The following is an 18,516-nucleotide window of genomic DNA, read 5'->3' as shown; positions in this document are numbered from 1 at the left end:
CTCCTCTGTTATCCTTATTTATCAATGCCGAGACGATCATAAATATCATCAAGCATCATGTTTGCAGCGATCATACCGCCACCCATGTTCCAAGTGATTTCATCAACTTTATGCACTTGTTTCGCTTTCACTGCGTCAAGCTGCTTCCATAAAGGATGACTTGTCCACTCTTTATATGCTTTTTCAACCGCTTTATCCTGATCATCCATGAAGTAATAGATCACATCTGCATCCATTTGCGGAATGCTCTCTTTGTCTGTAAGTGTAATGATGTCTTGCTTTTTATCTTTGACATTCTTAGGTCCTTCAAAGCCTAGCTCTGTTAAAATCGACCCTGCGAATCCAGTTTGATAGATTCTAGCATGATCTGCACGGAAGTTCACCACAGACACACTCATTGGCCAGTTTTTGATGTCTTTTTTCGCTTTTTCTTTGAAGTCGGCGACGCGGTCATCCCACTTCGTCAGCAATTCTTTTGATTTGTCTTGCTGGTTTAACGCTTCACCCATTAATTTCACTGTATCTTTAAATGTGAACACTGTTTCTGTTGAAACAGTTGGAGCGATTTCTTGCAGCTGATCAAAAATTTGCTCGTGGCGGACTTTTGATGCAATGATCAAATCAGGCTTGAGCTTTTCAATTTCCTCTAAGTTTGGCTGTGTTTCCTGCCCAACAATTTTGACATCCTTTAGGTCATCTCTTAAATATTTATACGTAGGTGCTTCAAGCCATGATTCAACAACACCCACTGGTTTAATGTCCATAGCGACTGCTGCATCGGTTGCTCCTTGGTACAGCGTCACCACACGTTTAGGCGATCCTTTTATTTCAGTTGAACCGATAGCGCTTTCAACGGTTCTTGTTTTTTCTTTATTAGCTGACTTGCCTTCACTGTTATTGTTCCCGCAAGCTGCAAGTAAAACGATGGAGAGCACAACTAGCAACGACCAAAAAGATTTTTTGAACATGTACCTCACCTATCCATTCTATATGTAGTCATATCGTTTGATAACGATTCTCATTATCACACTATGATTTTATCATAGAAAGGGATGGTGTCAATGTAAATTTTTAAGAAAAAGGGAGAGTGTTGACTAGTTGTTCTCATTATTGGAATGATTGGCCTCTCTTCGTTCCTCTGGATAATCATTTACATTGAATTCCTTTTTCGTACTCTACTCCATTAATGACGACTTATTGTTCATAATCAGACTTTCTCTATCAACCTAAAAAAGACGAACAGCAATCGTTCGTCTTCTTCCCTCACTTCACTTCTTCATGCTCCTGCGCGGTATGTCGTTTATTGGCGATAAAGAGTGCACTAGTCATCGCAAGAATGGCCAGCGCCCACCAGAACGTCGATACAGCCTCTTCATGATCGATGATAATCAATCGGATGACAGCTGTGATGCCGATATAAATAAAGTAGCGAAGCGGAAAATGAAAGTTTGATTTAAAGTATTTAATAATTAAGGCTATAAACTCAAAATACATAAAGAAGATCAGCAGTTCTCCAAGCATCCCATAATAGCTTTCTCCTTTGTTAAACAAAGTCTTGTAGACGAATTGGACAATATACCAAGTTTCACTAATTAAGAGGACGCTCAAAGCAATGGCTAGAAAGAACAGACAGATATTCAGAAGGCCTTGCAAGAGATCGGGTACCTTTTGGAAGTTGTTGAATCGTTTCATTGGGTAGTCTCTCCATTCCATATTATTCATTTGTGGTCTATATTTTGATGTGCCAGAATCGCAGCACGATGTAGTATACAGCGTTCCTTTCCATCCTTTCAAACTGCCCGTGCATGCGGGACATCATTCGTTTTATGCTTCGTTCACCAAGTCTAGTGCTTTCCTGCGTGTCATCTGTCTCTTTTATCGCATTGCTGACGTGAATCTCAAAGATTTCTTGATCGGATAAAAACGTGAGATTGATGTCTTTTTTGGGATCGGCGTATTTAAGTAAGTTGGACATCAAATTATCAAACACTCGGCCAAGCTCCTCGACATTCACGTTGATATAGCTGTCGGGCAGCTCTCCTAACAGGTGTACTTTGAATTTCTCTTGATGCAAGATCGCCACCTGATCTGATAAGAGATCGTAAATGACCTCTTTGACTGCAACGGTCTCAAGCTCAGGTTCATGTTCTTTATCAAGTAGACAATAGGCAAACAGATTATCAGACAGATTTTTCAATTGCAGTGCTTTCCCATAAGCATTGGCTATATATTGATCTTTACGGGTATCCGCTCCAGCCTCCTCTTTTTTCGCAAACTCCAAATTCATCATCAGCGACGTCAGCGGTGTCCTCATATCGTGTGACATTTCAGTAACCAGACTGCGGCTCTCTTCTTGCAGCTCGTCGATGGCTTGAAGCTTGTCCAGAAAAGCTTTTCGCAGATCCTCAATACTTTTGGCAATCATGGCTAATTCATCGTGCCCTTTCACCGTCATCTCATGGTCCAGCTCACCGCCTTCAAGAATATGAATCTCTTGGTGAATCGTTTGCAGATAGCATAAACTTTTGCGGATGCCAAGAAGAACAATGAGGAGAAAAATAAGCGTCGCCCCGAGGAGCTCGAGTGTAAAGGCAAGGTCGTGATAACGAAATGAATAGAAACCATCCACCATGACCCGGCCTTTACCGTCGCTAAACTGAACCGGATACGAATGATGCTCAGCGTACTGGGTCACCTTTTCTTTTCCGTACGCCGATTCATCAGCAGCGGAATAGATGGAGTCATATTGCAGCACTTCATCCTTGAAGATGGTCAAATTAATGTAATCCTCTTTTTTCACCCACTCACCAAACGCTTTTCGATCTGTTGAAGACAGCTCATTCTCAGACACATAGCGGCTGAATTTTTGAATATACCTGGCTGACTCCTCCTCGTAATACTCGTCCGAACTCAAGTATCCATCAATCAGGTCATTGGTGATCTTTTGCAGCGTCAAAAAGACAAGTCCGCTCACGACCGCAGCTGTCAAAATCAGCAGTGCCAGCTTTTTGGCTAGTGTATATTTACGATGTGCCAAATCGGTATCCTCTTCCCCATTCCGTTTTAATATATACAGGGCGAGCTGGATCATCTTCAATTTTGGCACGCAGCTTTCGAATATGCACCATCACCGTATTGTTGGAACAATAGAAATAAGGCTGTCCCCACACGCTCTCATAAATATTTTGGGCTGAAAATATTTTGTTTCGCCTGCTCATGAGCAGCTTCAACATTCGATATTCTAAATCAGACAGCTTGATTTGCTGACTTTCTTTCCACACTTCATTAAATTCTTCGCTCACCCTCAGCTTGCCCCCAACAAGAAAGGTCTCTTCCTGTTCCTTCTTTTCCTGATAGACGGTGTACCTGCGTAATTGTGCAATCACTCTAGCATGAAGCTCCTCTTCTGAAAAAGGTTTTGTCATATAATCATCCCCGCCGGCAAGTAAGCCTTCGGTTTTATCGAATGTACTTGATTTGGCTGTCAGAAATAGAATCGGAACATTAGAGGAGGCTCTCATCTGCTGGCACGTTTCGATGCCTGAAATGCCTGGCATCATCACATCCAAAATCACCAAATCGAGCGAATCGTTCACAAGCTTCAATGCTTGCTCGCCATTCATCGCTCTCAGCACCTCATATCCTGCGCGTGTAAGGGATTCCTGCAAAAGGTCTCCAATATCCTGATCATCTTCTACGACTAATATTCGATGGTTCATATCTCTCTCACCTCATGATACGTGATGTACTTTCTTTTATGTCTTTACTATATATCATCTAGCTATGTGAAAAGATACAGCATAAATCTTAACAGTTTATGAATTTGACCCTCTGTCATCAATTCGTCACATTTATTTTCAAAAAATTGGATCTTCATAAATTGTTAAGAATTGGGACGTATATTGATTCATTGTAAGGATCGATGAATTGATCCGAATGACATTTATCATAACAAGAAAAGGAGCATGGATATGAATGCAAACAAAGTAGCACACGGACAACCGATGAGTCTGCGGGATCGGGTTCATTTCTTAGACATCGTACGGGGATTTGCCTTAATGGGGATTATTCTGGTCAATTACTTTTTGATCGTGGATTCGGCGAAGGGGTTCGATATGGAAGCAAATGATGTTTTTCACAACTTGGTGAATTGGTTCGCCTCAGGGAAATTCATTACGTTGTTCTCCTTCCTATTCGGCGTTGGTTTTATGATTTTTATGGATCGAGCTGCTCAGAAGGTGGACAGCCCAAACAAGCTGTTTGCACGCAGGTTAACCATTCTCTTAGGAATTGGCCTTCTGCATGTCACCTTTGTTTGGATTGGTGATATTTTGACCTATTATGCTGCCGCTGGCTTTTTGTTACTTTTCTTTTACAAACGAACAGCTAAAACCATCCTATACTGGCTGATCACACTCTTTGTCATACAATTGCTCACTCCTTTTTTCGCGATGCTGTTCAATACCATTAACACAGTATCATCAGGCAAGCCAGATTTTGCTGACTTCGAGCTGGCCAGCCACAACAGCCTGACTTATCTAGCATCTATTGGTGACCGGTGGGCAGATTTGGCCACAATGGCTTCTGGTTCATTTTCTATCATCTATTCTATGTTCCTCATGTTTTTGCTTGGTGTGTATTTTGTGAAAATGGAGTTTTTCAAGAACATGGAGGCGAAAAAAGCGATTTGGAATCGCATTTGGGTCATTTTCACAATCGCGTTTATGATTACACAGAGCAGTACGATCATTACGGCGGTCAATCCTGTTGAAAATACACTGTGGATGGACATGGCCTCTGCCCTTGAACAAAACGGTGGATTAACGGGCAGTATGTTCTATATGAGTACACTTGCGATGCTGTTTCTGCATGTTCCTCAGCTGCGAGGTGCTTTGATGATCTTTACCAAAGTCGGACGGATGTCACTGACCTGTTATTTGCTTCACTCCATCATTGGGACAATGCTGTTTCTGAAATATGGAGCTGGGCTTGTCGATCATCTTCAGCCGGCTGGTACGTTCTTCATTGGCATTGGAGTGTATGCCTGCCTTGTGCTCTTCAGTACATTATGGTTAAAACGGTTTAAATACGGACCGATGGAGTTTATCTGGCGTCAGCTGACGTATGGAAAGGTACATGATAAACCGAAAACAAATACATTCACTGCGGCGAAGTAAAAGAAAAAAGGCGAATTGCTACAGTTCGTCTTTTTTAATATGTGAAGTTTTTTGTGATTCAGAGACAATCCGTTCACTTTCAATACTGATCAATCATTTCTTGCAACTGAGTCAAATAACTCTCTTTTAATTCATCAGGGTATTCAATTTTCACATGTTTCCCAAATGAGATCAAATAGTGAGTCATATACGATAATTCTTCTTGGTTGTATCCACCCACAATATAAGGAGTATTCTCAATGATCTCCAATCTCATATTCGGGTAATGATTCTTCAAAAACTTTTCTTTTCCTTGTTCCGTTAATCGACATTTAAATGAGATATCATGATAAATTTTTTCGTACTCGAGCTGCAATTCTTTTAATTCTTCCTTCGTAAAGGTGTCTCTGATTTCTTCTTCAATCATCACGTCCTTCATAAAGTCACATCTATAGATGCCCCACTTTTTATTTCGAACATCATATGCTTTGGTGAACCAAATCCCATTTCGATAAAACAACTCAAGAAATTGCAGCCTGATCCTTTTATTTTCATTTTGAGTATAAGTCATCTTCACGATTTGATCTTCCATCATCGCCTGTAAAATCAATTCCAATTGATTTTGTTCACTAACTGGTGCGACATTATAGTAATGAATCACATCCAAAGTCTCCGTGATCATTTGTTTTCTCTCATCAGACATTGTGGCAAACAGCTTTTGCCGAATTTGTGAGTAGGATTTTTTAAATGGTGTTGCTGACACCAAGTCTAAAGCTTTAAGCGCGAAAAAAATAGCTTGAACTTCATCGATATTGAAATAAATAGGAACCAATGGAGATTGATTCACCAGTCTATATCCCCCATGTCTTCCATTTTCAACATAAAAAGCTAAGCCCATCGACTCTAGCTCTTCCATATCTCTCAAAGCCGTGCGTTTAGATATGCCAAATTCAGTTTCTAAATCCTTTAGCTGAAATGAGTATTTATCACTTAAAAAAATAAGCTCTTGGTTTAATCGTTCTGATTTTTTCATTTTGACTTTCCTTTTGAAAAAGGTGACATGTTTTGTCACCTTTATATTTTATACTCAGTTTATCAAAAGAAAAGGAGCATGTATATGCAAACATTAATCATTAACGCGCACCCTGATTTCACTCATCGAGAAAGTTATTCAAACAAACTGCAAACACTATTTTTAGAACAGTTTAAAGAAAGGTTTCCTCATGAGGAACCAACGATTTTACATTTATATGGAACTGAAATTCCTCGTATCGAAAAAGAACAGCTGCTACGTATTTGGGATAAGCAAGCATCTGAACAAACATTAACAGCTACGGAAGAAAAAATTGCTGCTGCTTCTTCTGCTTTATTGGCTCAATTCAAAGCACATCATCGAATTGTGATTGTGTCACCTGTTCATAATTTCAATGTGACTTCACGTATGAAAGATTATATAGATAATATCTTGATTGCTAGAGAAACGTTCAAATATACAGAAGCTGGTTCAGTTGGTCTGATGACTGACGATTATCGTGTACTTTTGCTTCAAGCAAGCGGCTCAATTTTCACAAATAACGATCGATATACACCTCTGGAATTTTCACATCATTACCTAAAAGAAATATTTCAAAACTTGATGGGGTTTCATCAATTTCATATTGTCCGGGCACAAGGAACAGCGATTTTAGAAGAAGAAACGATCTTGACATCTGCAGCTGACGATTTGTCTAAAGCCTTTGATGCGTTTTACTCACCTAGCGGGATGTAAGTTCTGTTTTTTCAAAAACAAAAAGACCAAAAACGTTTGATATCACGTTTTTGGTCTTTTATTATTAACCGATAGAACCTTCCATTTCGAATTTAATCAAGCGGTTCATTTCAACGGCGTATTCCATTGGTAGTTCTTTTGTGAATGGCTCGATGAAGCCCATGACGATCATTTCTGTTGCTTCTTCTTCAGAAATTCCGCGGCTCATCAAGTAGAATAGCTGTTCTTCTGATACTTTTGATACCTTCGCTTCGTGCTCTAATGAAATGTTGTCGTTTAAGATTTCATTGTAAGGGATCGTATCAGATGTTGATTTGTTATCCATGATGAGTGTGTCACACTCGATGTTTGAGCGTGCACCCTCTGCTTTACGTCCGAAGTGAACGATTCCGCGGTATGTGACTTTACCGCCTTGTTTGGAAATCGATTTCGATACGATCGTTGAAGATGTGTTTGGTGCAAGGTGAATCATTTTCGCACCTGCATCTTGGTGCTGACCTTTACCTGCTAGGGCAATACTTAATGTCATACCACGAGCGCCTTCTCCTTTTAGGATGACCGCTGGGTATTTCATTGTCAGCTTAGAACCGATGTTTCCATCAATCCATTCCATTGTTGCATTCTCTTCACATACTGTACGTTTCGTCACAAGGTTGAAGACGTTGTTTGCCCAGTTTTGAATCGTTGTATAACGGCAGTAGCCGCCCTTTTTAACGACGATTTCAACAACCGCACTGTGAAGAGAGTTTGTTGTGTAAACTGGTGCTGTACAGCCTTCTACGTAATGCACATGTGCGCCTTCATCAACAATGATCAGTGTACGCTCGAACTGACCCATGTTCTCAGAGTTGATACGGAAGTATGCTTGAAGTGGTGTATCTACTTTGACGCCCTTTGGTACGTAGATAAATGAACCACCAGACCATACAGCCGAGTTAAGCGCAGCAAATTTGTTGTCAGTCGGAGGAATGACTTTTGCCCAGTGCTCACGGAAGATGTCTTCGTTCTCTTTTAATGCGCTGTCTGTATCTTTAAACACAATGCCTAGATCTTCAAGGTCCTGCTTCATGTTGTGATACACAACCTCAGATTCATACTGAGCAGATACACCTGCTAAGTACTTTTGCTCTGCTTCTGGGATACCAAGCTTATCAAAGGTTTGTTTGATTTCTTCTGGTACTTCATCCCAAGAACGCTCAGAGCGCTCTGATGGCTTTACGTAGTACGTAATTTCATCAAAGTTTAATGCATTTAAATCTCCGCCCCATTGTGGCATCGGCATGTTGTAAAAGTGCTCAAGAGATTTCAAACGGAAGTCGAGCATCCACTGAGGCTCTTCTTTCATACGAGAAATTTCTTCAACGATCTCTTTTGTCAGTCCGCGCTCTGAACGGAAAATGGAAACGTCTTTATCAGAAAAGCCGTATTTATATTCACCAACATCTGGCATTTTTTTAGCCATCCATTTTCACTCCAATCTTATGATTTGCCGTTATCTTCGGCAGATGCGCCTTTTTCAAGCGCCTTCCAGGATAATGTTGCACATTTGATGCGGGCTGGGAATTTTGCCACTCCCTGCAGCGCCTCAATGTCACCAAGATCAATGGAATCGTCGTATTCTTTTCCTAGCATCATATCGGAGAAAATCTGAGACATTTTCAAAGCTGTTTCAATATCTTTCCCTTTAATTGCCTGCGTCATCATAGAGGCAGATGCCATCGAAATAGAGCATCCTTCTCCTTCAAATTTCGCATCAATGACTTTTTCGTCTTCGATTTTCATCGTGAGACGAATGCGGTCACCACACGTTGGGTTGTTCATATCGACGACAATGCTGTCGTTTAACACACCTTTGTTTCTCGGATTTTTATAATGATCCATAATCACTTGTCTGTACAGTGTGTCTAAGTTTACATTAAAAGACATTCGTAAAATACTCCTTTGTCTTACGGAGCGCTGCGATGAGCTCGTCAATCTCTTCTTCTGTATTGTACAGATAGAAGCTTGCTCTTGCAGTTGCTGATACACCAAGCCATTTCATGAGCGGCTGTGCACAGTGGTGTCCAGCACGAATGGCGACACCTTCCGTATCCAGAACAGTTGACGCATCATGTGGATGGACGTCGTCTAAGTTAAACGTCACAAGTCCAGCTCGGTGCTGCGGTCCATAAACAGTCGCACCATCAAACTCCTTAAAGCGCTCAAGCGCATAAGTGGCAAGCTGATGCTCGTAACGGCTGACTTCTTCCATACCAATGTCATTTAAGAAATCAATCGCTTTTCCTAGTCCAACTGCTCCGGCAATAATCGGTGTTCCCGCTTCAAATTTCCACGGCAGCTCTTTCCAAGTAGAATCATACAGATCCACAAAGTCGATCATTTCACCGCCAAACTCAGCAGGCTCCATATTATTCAAAAGGTCCTTCTTCCCGTAAAGTACACCGATGCCAGTCGGTCCACACATTTTATGCCCAGAGAATGCGAAAAAGTCACAATCTAGATCCTGAACATCAATTTGCATGTGCGGCGTGCTTTGCGCACCATCGACGACAATGATTGCCCCATGATCATGGGCAATTTTAGCGATCTCTTTAATCGGGTTGATGGTTCCTAATACGTTTGAGACATGTGTGACAGCGACGATTTTCGTTTGATGTGTGACCGTTTGCTTCACATCTTCAAGCGATAGCGTGCCGTCTTCCTGTAACGGAATGTATTTCAATGTGGCGCCAGTTGCTTTTGCTGCTTGCTGCCAAGGGATGATATTCGCATGATGCTCCATGTGCGTAATGACAATCTCATCGCCTTCTTTGAGGTTTGCTCTTGCATAGCTGATCGCCACTGTGTTTAGTGCAGTTGTTGTGCCTCTAGTAAAAATAATCTCCTGGACAGATGAAGCACGGATGAATGCACGAACTTTCTCTCTCGCACCCTCGTATGCGTCCGTTGCTTTTGTGCCAAGGGTATGAACACCCCTGTGGACGTTCGAGTTGTAAGACCGGTAATACTCATTCATTGCATCAATGACCACTCTTGGTTTTTGAGAAGTCGCTGCACTGTCCAAATACACCAAATCATGTCCGTTCACTTGCTGATGAAGGATTGGAAACTGCTCACGAACGTCTTTGATATTCATTATTTTACTTTCCTTTCAATCACAGAAACGAGCTGCTTTTTAACTCCTTCAATCGGCAGTTCTTTGACGACTGGATTTAAGAAGCCATAAATCACAAGTCTTTCTGCATCTTCTTTGGATATCCCGCGGCTCATGAGGTAATACAATTGAATTGGATCGACACGTCCAACAGAAGCAGCATGCCCTGCTGTGACATCATCTTCATCAATTAATAGAATTGGGTTTGCGTCACCGCGTGCTTTCTCACTTAGCATGAGAACACGTGATTCCTGCTCTGCATTTGACTTCGTTGCGCCATGCTCGATTTTACCAATTCCGTTAAAGATAGAGGATGCTTGATCCTTCATCACACCATGCTTCAAGATATACCCTTCAGAGTTTTTACCGAAGTGGATGATGCTTGTTGTAAAGTTTTCTGTTTGATTGCCCCGGCCGACAACAACTGATTTTGTATCACCGAATGTCCCGTCGCCCATGAGCTTTGTGATGTTTTCAGACACGACATCTCCATCATTCATCAGGCCAAGCGCCCATTCGATTTTACTGTCACGGCCATTTGCCATACCGCGTCTGTTCACATAGACTGTGACACCTTCTGCAAGGTTATCTACTGCACCGTAAGTGACCCGGGCATTAGCTCCTGTAAACACTTCAGACACGATATTGAAGATCGCTTCTTCCGGCTTTGCCGTACTGATGTAGTTTTCTACATATGTCACAGCACTATGGTCGTCTGCTACGACGATGACATGGTTGAACAAAGTCGTGTCGTCATTTTCATGCAGGTAGACGGCTTGAATTGGTGCTTCAAGCTCTACATTTTTCGGTACATAGAGGAAAGCTCCACCATTGACTAAAGCAGCATGTAAAGCTGTTAGTTTATGCTCATCTACTTTTACTGCATCAGTCATGAAGTATTTCTGCACTAGATCTCCATGTTCGCGGATCGCTGTATGAAGGTCAGTGAAGATCACGCCTTTGTCTTTCGCTTCCGTTGAAAGAGACAAGTATGCTGGCGTTTGATCACGCTGAATGTAGACTGTCTTATCCGTGTCCTCTAAATCAATGAGAGATTTCACTTCTTCAGGAAGCTCTTCTAATGATTCAAATGGCGCACTTTCGACTGTATGCTGTTTGAAATTGGTTAAATTCCATTTAGAAATATTCGTTTTGTCAGGCTTTGGCATTGGAAGGTCTTCTGCTTTTTCAAGAGCCTGTAAGCGAAGGGAGCTCATCCATGCCGGTTCCTGATGCTTCTCGGAGAAGCTTTTGACATAATCTTGATCTACTGATAATTTCGTTTCTAATGTCATCAATAATCCTCCTAACGCTTACGCTTCTTGACCAACAGTTTCGTCTTCAATCCCTAACTCTTTTTTAATCCAGTCATAGCCTTCTGCTTCTAAACGCTGCGCGAGCTCTGGTCCGCCAGATTTCACGATACGTCCTTGCATCATGACATGAACGTGATCTGGTGTGATGTAGTTCAGTAGACGCTGATAGTGAGTGATCATTAAGCAGCCGAAGCTTTCGCCGCGCATTCTGTTAATTCCTTTAGAAACCACTTTCAACGCATCGATATCAAGACCAGAATCGATTTCGTCAAGAATCGCAATTTTTGGTTCAATCATCATTAATTGAAGAATTTCATTGCGTTTTTTCTCCCCGCCTGAAAAACCTTCGTTTAGGTAGCGCTGCGCCATGTCTGGGTCCATTTCAAGGAACTCCATGTTTTCGTCCATTTTGCGGATGAATTTCATCAGAGAGATTTCATCGCCTTCTTCTCTGCGAGCGTTAATAGCAGAACGAAGGAAGTCCGCATTTGTGACACCACTAATTTCAGATGGGTATTGCATCGCAAGGAAAAGACCTGCTTGAGCGCGCTCATCTACTTCCATTTCAAGTACATCTTCGCCATCTAGCAAAATGCTGCCTTTTGTTACTTCATATTTAGGGTGTCCCATAATTGCAGCAGATAAAGTTGATTTACCTGTACCGTTTGGTCCCATTACTGCGTGGAATTCTCCACCTTTTATCTCGAGGTTTACACCCTTTAAGATTTCTTTCCCTTCAATCTCAACGTGCAAGTCCTTAATTGTTAATGTCGAAGCAGTCATATATTGATACCTCCAAAATAATCATTATTCTCAATTTATTCTCATTCTAATTTTATAACAAATTAAAAGTGAATACAACACATTCACGATATACGTGAGAGGATGCTCTCAAAATTCTAACAAAAAAAGCCGGTAGATAAAAGGATTTATGTCGAAAAGACTGTTTTCATAAAGAAAGGACGGGAAACTGTTCTCCCCGTCCCTGAGCTATTTAATAGCCTCGTATATTCATTTTTGCGAGCTGTCTTTTCTCATCTCGATAGGACTGCTCTCGTTTATATTCCACTTTCATCCGTAAGTCATGGTCTCTTTCGTACTCTGCATAGCTCATGCCATGAGCTTTATGCATGGCCTTTTCCATCTCGGCGGTATAATCCAATCCCAGTGTACTATGGTCCGAACAAATAATAAACCATTCCCTTCTTTGAGTGTAGCTTTATTATATCAAAGACATGCGGCTTCACTCAAAAGGGATATGACGTTCTATGCTGGCATATTTTCTCACACAATCGGCTGAGAACGACTCAACTCCCTGATATGGAAAAATACCGTCTTATCCTTCCCTTAATGCGTCTGTCCTCCAAATTCATCAATACATTGCTGAACGACAGTAATTCCTTGGCTCAGTGCTGCCCCGCCGCCAAATGCTGCCGCCACGCTGACAACCTCCAGCAAATTCTCTTCTGTCGCGCCTTGATCGAGCGCTCCCTTTGTATGATAAATCATGCAGTATTCATCCTGTGCATGAATACTGATGCCAAGGGCAATCATTTGCTTTTCCTTTTGCGTTAATGAATCGCTCTGAAAGCATTGCTCCGTAAATTCATTGAATTTCTTCCCAAACACCGGCATTTTCTTCTGAAATTCACCCATTGCCGTTTTATAATCCGTCAGTGATTGCTGCATAGATCCGCTCATATGCTGTTCATTCATCTTTATTCCATCCCTTCAGGTCATTTGTTCGTTTTTATTATGAGCGAGATTTGAAAAAATACACAAAAAACCTCGCTTTGATGAAAGCGAGGTTGAATCGTTGTTATTCAGATACCGGTAGAACTGCACCGTCGTATTTTTTGTCGATGAATTCTTTAATTTTATCAGAGTGAAGAACTTCCATTAATGTCTTGATCTTCTCTGATTTTTCTTCACCTTTGCGAACAGCCACGATGTTTGCATACGGGTTGTTCTTTGTTTGCTCAAGTTCAATTGAATCTTTTTTCGGATTCAATTTATTTTGAATCGCATAGTTGACGTTGATAAACACAGCATCACCTTCACTGTTTTCATAAGCTTTCGCTGTTAGTTCAGGAGCGATTTTTTTGAACTTTAGGTTCTTTGGGTTTTCTTTGATGTTCTTGACCGTTGAGTTGATTGTATCAACCTTTGGATCAAGCTTAATGACACCGGCATTTTGTAATAGAGCAAGCATACGTCCTTGCTCAGCTACGTTGTTTGTCATGATGATGGTGCCGCCATTTGGAATATCTTTTACTGATTTGTATTTCTTAGAGTAGATACCGAAAGGCTCAAGGTGAACCGCACCAGCACTTACTAGGTTATAATCTTTGTTTGATTTGTTCTCTTCGTTCAAGTAAGGGATATGTTGGAAAAAGTTTGCATCCACTTCTTTTTCAGCTAACGCTTTGTTGTACATTTTATAATCACTAAGTACTTTCACTTTGAGATCGTAGCCTTTTTCTTTTAGAAGTGGTTTTGCTTCTTCAAGAATCTCGGCATGTGGTGTTTTTGAAGCCGCAACCGTAATGGTTTTGCTATCACTTGCGTTATTAGATGAACCGCATGCAGCTAAAATGCCTGCAAATGCTAGAAATAGTGCACTTAAAATCAATTTCTTCATGAATAAATCCTCCCTTAACGTTTATCAATTTTATTTGTAATCAAATCACCGATTATTTGAATAATAAAGACGATGATGAGAATAAACACAGTGGCAACAAGAGTGACATCTGTATTACCAGATTGGTATCCCTCTACATAAGCAAGGTCACCAAGTCCGCCTGCTCCAATTGCACCTGCAATCGCAGTTGAGCCAATTAGAGCAATCGCTGTTACGGTAATACCTGAAATGAGGGCTGGCAATGATTCTGGCAGCAATACTTTGAAAATGATGGTCGACGTTTTCGCTCCCATTGATCGTGCTGCTTCAATGACTCCTTTGTCTACTTCACGCAGTGCAATTTCGACAAGGCGTGCATAGAATGGAGCTGACCCTATGACAAGGGCAGGGAGGGCTGCATTGGGACCTAGAATTGTGCCCATAATAAGTTTTGTAAACCCTAATAATAGAATGATTAAAATGATAAAAGGAATCGATCTAAAAATGTTGACGACTGCCCCGATAACGGTGTTAATCGGTTTATTTTCCCAAAGACCGCCTTTACTAGTCAGAAAGAGCAATAGCCCAAGGATGATACCAATAATAAAAGCAAATGCTAGTGAAATGAGTGTCATGTACACCGTTTCACCCGTTGCATTCCAAATGACATCTAAATCAACGTTCGGAAACCATTTCTCAAACATGTGTCATCACCTCGATTTCAACCTGTTTGCTTTGGATATAGGCGATTGCTTTTTCTACCTCGGTCTCTTCTCCATTAATATGGATAAAGAGTGTTCCAAACGCGCCTTCCTGCGTTTGAGAAATCTTCCCTTGAAGGATGTTCACATCGACCTTGAAGGATCGAATGATTTCAGTGATCAGCGGCTGCTCGGCAGAATCGCCAATAAAGGACAACCGTACGACCTGACCTTCTTTTACGCGCTCTAAGACGTGCTCGATTGTTTCTTTCGCTTCCTCTGGTTCAGCAAGCTGCTTTACAAATCGCTTCGTCATTTCTTCCTTCGGCTGTCTGAACACGCGTAATACTTCGCCTTCTTCGACAATACGTCCATTCTCCATGACCGCCACGCGATGACAAATTTTGCGAATGACGTGCATTTCGTGTGTAATCAGCACAATCGTGAGCCCTAGTCGTTTATTGATATCCGCCAAAAGCTCAAGGATGGAATCGGTTGTTTGCGGATCAAGCGCAGACGTCGCTTCGTCACAAAGAAGAACCTTTGGATCATTTGCTAATGCTCTCGCAATCCCCACACGCTGCTTTTGTCCGCCGCTTAACTGAGACGGATACGCATTTTCTTTTCCTTCTAAACCGACTAATTTAATCAGTTCATTCGCACGTTCTCTCCGTTTTGATGCCTTTACACCTGCGATCTCAAGCGGGAACATAATATTTTGTCTCACCGTTCTTGACCAAAGTAGGTTGAAGTGCTGGAAGATCATACTGATTTCTTGTCTTGCTTTCCGAAGTTTCGCATTCGATACTTCATTGATCCGGTTGCCTGCCACTTCAACAATTCCTGCTGTTGGCAGCTCCAGACCGTTTAATAGGCGAATAAGCGAGCTTTTTCCGGCACCGCTATACCCGATAATTCCGAATATTTCACCTTTATCGATATCCAAGTTAACGTCTTTCACGGCATCAACATTTCCGCTTTTTGAGTGGTACGTTTTTGATACATTCTGTAAATGGATCACAGTCTGTTCACCTGCTTTCTTGCTGAATCTATAGGTTGCCATCACATACGTTATTTATTCTTCCTGCTGTCATGCCTCTAGCCTGACACCAGGTCAGTAAAAAAGACCTAACTGCAACGCAAGCAGAAAGGCCTTTATGTTCAATACGCCTTTCTCTCATCTTTCAAAGCATTGCGGCTTTGAGTGAATTGGCACCAATTTCAGCTATGCTGACGGTTGCCGGGTTTCATAGGGCACGTCCCTCCACCTCTCTTAATAAGAGAAAATATGTTGTTTTATGTGATGTTCATGTTTTTACTAACGTAGAATATCATGCTACCCGAGATATGTCAACGCTGTAAATCGCTAATTTCCAAGTAAACGACTACGTTATCATTTTTCGAAAAAAACCGTTCGTCAGCCAAAGCACCGCCTCTAGTCTTAGGAGCGCACGGAATGATCCTTTTACTTTTACTTGTCCCCTGCTAATTAACTGCTGTAAGGACATATCTCCATCTAATAATTGAAGTATTTCTTTTCTCTCACCATAAAAGATGAGATCCGATAACTCAATTGCAGGTAGTTTCTTCACTTCACCACGCTCATCCACAATCAATGTACAAGAGTCAGTTTCCGCCTCAAATGTAATCTTCAAGGATGATGATGAGAGCAGCGGTTTTAATAATAAACGCTGCCCTGTGTTCCCATGGGTTTTCACATTTTCCACATGTATAACCTCCCTGTCATTTGGTTATACATAACATTTCTCTACAAACATTGGCTTGTCCTTTATAAATAACTCGACAAATTTTCAGACGAATTGCTTGAAATATGACAAAAAACCGCTTTATTTAGCGGTTTCAATCATTTCATGAAGATATGGAACGGAGTAAAAGGCATAGCCTTTTTGCACCAGCTCACCTTTTTTAAACAGTAGAAAGCAAGGAACGCTTTCGATCTCAAAAGCTTTTGCAAAGCCTGGTGAGTAGTTTAAGTTGTTTTCATAAAATGGTACATCCGGCTGCATGGTGTCTACGACTGTCAGCATTTTCTTTGCCAGCTGGCATGTCCCGCAAAACGGTGTATATAAGTATAAAAGAAATAAATCGTCCTCTATTTCCTTGAATTCGTGTTCTTCAATCTCTTTCATATACGTCCACCCTCATAAATATTTCGAATGAACATCAATGTTTGCAGCTAATAGGATAGATGCAATGTGGGCTGACGGTGAAGCGGCCACTTCGCGGTACGTTCTGTCGACAAAAAGATGAAGTGCTTCAGGGAATTCTTTTCGAAATTGCTTCCGCAGTTTGTCGCCTGCCTCGTCACTGTCTGCTAATATGTAAACGTCTTTCCCTAATAATTCGTCTACAAGCTGATCCAGCTTCGATGTACTGATCGTGCCATTGGTGCAAATGATGGTAACAGGTTCACTTATGACTTCTTTTAGCTTTTGTTTGTCTGTTTTACCTTCTACAATGATGACCTTTTCTACCTCTACATTCATCACGATCACCCGGCCCTTTTGACATTGTTCACTTCTCCCTTAGATTACAATCTTTCATTCAGGTTGTAAAGATTGGGCGCTTGCACTAAAAAGACTGCAGCTTATGCTCACTGCAGCCTCATCTGTGATTAGCACCAGCCATTTTCATCATCACAGTCTACATATTTTTCTGTCCCGTGGGTCAATGTATCCGTCAGACGATAAAAACGATTTTGATCATAGGAATAACCTGATTTTAACTCATATTGGTTTTCACTAATCATCGTGCCAATCTCTTCATTTTGATGATACAGCACCATGCCGCTTTCTTTGAATCGTCCAGTGACATGATCTGTTATATCCACCTGTTCTTTTTGAAAAGACAAATTGGACACCCCCATAAAGGTAGAGTGTCCAATTTCACGTGAATTAGTCTTCTTTTGTCATTTCTTCATATTGCTCAGCAGTCATCAAGTTCTCGATTTCAGATGCATCAGCTGGCTCTACCACGATCATCCATGCTTTTTCGTATGGAGAGTCGTTGACGAATTCAGGGCTGTCATCCAGCTCATCGTTCACTTCGACGATTGTGCCGTTGATCGGTGCGTAAAGCTCAGAAACGGTTTTCACTGATTCTACACTTCCGAAAGGCTCGTCCGCTGTGATTTTGTCTCCTACTTCAGGAAGCTCAACGAACACGATATCGCCTAGCTCAGATTGAGCAAAATGCGTAATACCGATACGCACCTTATCCCCTTCTACTTTGACCCATTCATGTTCTTCTGAATAACGTAAATCTTTTGGTGTGCTCATTCAATACCCCTCCAGTCTTTTCTTTCAATCTATATTGAAGATACCACAATCTGAATGAAAGTTACATCATTTCCAGACGCTTTTAAATGTATCTTCATTAAATCCAACTGTGACTCGTTTACCGTCTGTTGTAATCGGACGCTTGATCAGCATTCCGTTAGACGCGAGTAATTCTAGCTGCTCGTCCTCTGACATTGCAGGAAGTTGATCTTTCAGCTGTAGCTCCCGGTATTTCTGTCCGCTTGTATTAAAGAACTTCTTCAGCTCTAAGCCGCTTTTTTCGTAAAGGGCTTTTAATGTTTCTTTATCAGGCGTCTCTTCGACGATATGTATGCTGTTGATGTCTTTATTGTGTTCTTCCAGCCATTTTTTTGCTTTTCGGCATGTACCGCAAGATGGGTATTCATAAAAATCTAAAGCCACCATTTTCACCTCCTGCAAATTGTGAGAACATTTTATCACAAAATATTTTAAAAACCTAAATGTATGCTTACAAAAAGGT

Annotated in this window: 23 protein-coding genes and 1 riboswitch; of the genes, 2 read left to right on the top strand and 21 right to left on the bottom strand. The window is 41.3% G+C overall.

Going from position 1 to position 18,516, the window contains the following annotated elements; genetic code table 11:
- Nucleotides 1–14 precede the first annotated feature (14 nt).
- From C6348_RS14780 to C6348_RS14765, 4 genes are all read right to left on the bottom strand, one after another.
- Complete coding sequence (locus C6348_RS14780) at nucleotides 15–968, bottom strand: ABC transporter substrate-binding protein (protein ID WP_106043612.1); 954 nt, start codon at nucleotides 966–968, stop codon at nucleotides 15–17.
- Between the two features lie 295 nt (nucleotides 969–1,263).
- On the bottom strand, nucleotides 1,264–1,692 hold the full coding sequence (gene psiE / locus C6348_RS14775; protein WP_106043611.1) for a phosphate-starvation-inducible protein PsiE: 429 nt from the start codon (nucleotides 1,690–1,692) through the stop codon (nucleotides 1,264–1,266).
- 37 nt (nucleotides 1,693–1,729) lie between these two features.
- Nucleotides 1,730–3,037, bottom strand: a complete 1,308-nt coding sequence (locus C6348_RS14770) for a HAMP domain-containing sensor histidine kinase (RefSeq protein WP_106043610.1) — start codon at nucleotides 3,035–3,037, stop codon at nucleotides 1,730–1,732.
- Entirely contained in the window at nucleotides 3,024–3,719 is a 696-nt protein-coding gene (locus C6348_RS14765) for a response regulator transcription factor (protein WP_034659899.1), read from the bottom strand. Before C6348_RS14765 ends, C6348_RS14770 begins: the two co-directional genes overlap by 14 nt.
- A gap of 252 nt (nucleotides 3,720–3,971) precedes the next feature.
- On the opposite strand from C6348_RS14765, the gene C6348_RS14760 reads away from it, so the two are divergent.
- The gene (locus tag C6348_RS14760) at nucleotides 3,972–5,177 is read left to right on the top strand and encodes a DUF418 domain-containing protein (protein ID WP_106043609.1); all 1,206 of its coding nucleotides are present in this window, start codon (nucleotides 3,972–3,974) and stop codon (nucleotides 5,175–5,177) included.
- Nucleotides 5,178–5,256: 79 nt separating this feature from the next.
- Here C6348_RS14760 and C6348_RS14755 read toward each other — a convergent pair whose 3' ends face one another.
- Nucleotides 5,257–6,189 carry a helix-turn-helix transcriptional regulator gene (locus tag C6348_RS14755; RefSeq protein ID WP_106043608.1) on the bottom strand — a complete coding sequence of 311 codons (933 nt, stop codon included), beginning with the start codon at nucleotides 6,187–6,189 and terminating at the stop codon, nucleotides 5,257–5,259.
- Between the two features lie 84 nt (nucleotides 6,190–6,273).
- On the opposite strand from C6348_RS14755, the gene C6348_RS14750 reads away from it, so the two are divergent.
- Entirely contained in the window at nucleotides 6,274–6,924 is a 651-nt protein-coding gene (locus C6348_RS14750; RefSeq protein ID WP_066030432.1) for an FMN-dependent NADH-azoreductase, read from the top strand.
- Nucleotides 6,925–6,988: 64 nt separating this feature from the next.
- Here the strand turns inward: C6348_RS14750 and sufB are convergent, their stop codons facing one another.
- The 16 genes from sufB to C6348_RS14675 all read right to left on the bottom strand — a co-directional run bounded on the left by sufB (nucleotide 6,989) and on the right by C6348_RS14675 (nucleotide 18,437).
- The gene (sufB, locus tag C6348_RS14745) at nucleotides 6,989–8,386 is read right to left on the bottom strand and encodes a Fe-S cluster assembly protein SufB (RefSeq protein WP_034659904.1); all 1,398 of its coding nucleotides are present in this window, start codon (nucleotides 8,384–8,386) and stop codon (nucleotides 6,989–6,991) included.
- A gap of 17 nt (nucleotides 8,387–8,403) precedes the next feature.
- The gene (sufU, locus tag C6348_RS14740) at nucleotides 8,404–8,850 is read right to left on the bottom strand and encodes a Fe-S cluster assembly sulfur transfer protein SufU (RefSeq protein WP_008347017.1); all 447 of its coding nucleotides are present in this window, start codon (nucleotides 8,848–8,850) and stop codon (nucleotides 8,404–8,406) included.
- Nucleotides 8,840–10,060: a cysteine desulfurase gene (locus C6348_RS14735; protein WP_095285806.1), complete on the bottom strand. Its 1,221-nt coding sequence runs from the start codon at nucleotides 10,058–10,060 to the stop codon at nucleotides 8,840–8,842. Before C6348_RS14735 ends, sufU begins: the two co-directional genes overlap by 11 nt.
- Nucleotides 10,060–11,373, bottom strand: coding sequence for a Fe-S cluster assembly protein SufD (gene sufD / locus C6348_RS14730; protein ID WP_106043607.1), 1,314 nt, complete (start codon nucleotides 11,371–11,373; stop codon nucleotides 10,060–10,062). Before sufD ends, C6348_RS14735 begins: the two co-directional genes overlap by 1 nt.
- A gap of 18 nt (nucleotides 11,374–11,391) precedes the next feature.
- Nucleotides 11,392–12,177 (bottom strand): Fe-S cluster assembly ATPase SufC, encoded by a 786-nt coding sequence (sufC, locus tag C6348_RS14725; RefSeq protein WP_003213654.1) that lies wholly within the window; start codon nucleotides 12,175–12,177, stop codon nucleotides 11,392–11,394.
- Nucleotides 12,178–12,388: 211 nt separating this feature from the next.
- The gene (locus C6348_RS18925; RefSeq protein WP_162839378.1) at nucleotides 12,389–12,526 is read right to left on the bottom strand and encodes a YuzK family famiily protein; all 138 of its coding nucleotides are present in this window, start codon (nucleotides 12,524–12,526) and stop codon (nucleotides 12,389–12,391) included.
- Between the two features lie 215 nt (nucleotides 12,527–12,741).
- Nucleotides 12,742–13,110: a carboxymuconolactone decarboxylase family protein gene (locus tag C6348_RS14720; protein ID WP_003212803.1), complete on the bottom strand. Its 369-nt coding sequence runs from the start codon at nucleotides 13,108–13,110 to the stop codon at nucleotides 12,742–12,744.
- Between the two features lie 103 nt (nucleotides 13,111–13,213).
- Entirely contained in the window at nucleotides 13,214–14,035 is an 822-nt protein-coding gene (gene metQ, locus C6348_RS14715; RefSeq protein ID WP_106038201.1) for a methionine ABC transporter substrate-binding lipoprotein MetQ, read from the bottom strand.
- Between the two features lie 14 nt (nucleotides 14,036–14,049).
- Nucleotides 14,050–14,718 carry a methionine ABC transporter permease gene (locus C6348_RS14710; protein ID WP_099727008.1) on the bottom strand — a complete coding sequence of 223 codons (669 nt, stop codon included), beginning with the start codon at nucleotides 14,716–14,718 and terminating at the stop codon, nucleotides 14,050–14,052.
- Nucleotides 14,711–15,736 (bottom strand): methionine ABC transporter ATP-binding protein, encoded by a 1,026-nt coding sequence (locus C6348_RS14705; RefSeq protein ID WP_106039162.1) that lies wholly within the window; start codon nucleotides 15,734–15,736, stop codon nucleotides 14,711–14,713. Before C6348_RS14705 ends, C6348_RS14710 begins: the two co-directional genes overlap by 8 nt.
- Before the next feature lie 153 nt (nucleotides 15,737–15,889).
- A riboswitch (SAM riboswitch) is annotated at nucleotides 15,890–15,998 on the bottom strand.
- 102 nt (nucleotides 15,999–16,100) lie between these two features.
- Nucleotides 16,101–16,442 carry an SCP2 sterol-binding domain-containing protein gene (locus C6348_RS14700; protein WP_034659911.1) on the bottom strand — a complete coding sequence of 114 codons (342 nt, stop codon included), beginning with the start codon at nucleotides 16,440–16,442 and terminating at the stop codon, nucleotides 16,101–16,103.
- A 120-nt stretch (nucleotides 16,443–16,562) separates the two neighbouring features.
- Complete coding sequence (locus C6348_RS14695; protein WP_106043606.1) at nucleotides 16,563–16,865, bottom strand: thioredoxin family protein; 303 nt, start codon at nucleotides 16,863–16,865, stop codon at nucleotides 16,563–16,565.
- 12 nt (nucleotides 16,866–16,877) lie between these two features.
- Entirely contained in the window at nucleotides 16,878–17,222 is a 345-nt protein-coding gene (locus C6348_RS14690) for a ribonuclease M5 (protein ID WP_106043685.1), read from the bottom strand.
- 128 nt (nucleotides 17,223–17,350) lie between these two features.
- On the bottom strand, nucleotides 17,351–17,587 hold the full coding sequence (locus C6348_RS14685) for a YusG family protein (protein WP_034659913.1): 237 nt from the start codon (nucleotides 17,585–17,587) through the stop codon (nucleotides 17,351–17,353).
- A 43-nt stretch (nucleotides 17,588–17,630) separates the two neighbouring features.
- Nucleotides 17,631–18,014, bottom strand: coding sequence for a glycine cleavage system protein GcvH (gene gcvH, locus C6348_RS14680; protein ID WP_008347039.1), 384 nt, complete (start codon nucleotides 18,012–18,014; stop codon nucleotides 17,631–17,633).
- Nucleotides 18,015–18,080: 66 nt separating this feature from the next.
- Complete coding sequence (locus C6348_RS14675) at nucleotides 18,081–18,437, bottom strand: arsenate reductase family protein (protein ID WP_034317446.1); 357 nt, start codon at nucleotides 18,435–18,437, stop codon at nucleotides 18,081–18,083.
- Between the last annotated feature and the right edge of the window lie 79 nt (nucleotides 18,438–18,516).

Source organism: Bacillus sp. YBWC18, from assembly GCF_002998775.1.
In the GTDB taxonomy this organism is placed as follows: Bacteria; Bacillota; Bacilli; order Bacillales; family Bacillaceae; genus Bacillus.
Note: the sequence above shows the minus strand (reverse complement) of the source record. Positions and strands in the feature narration are given on the sequence as shown.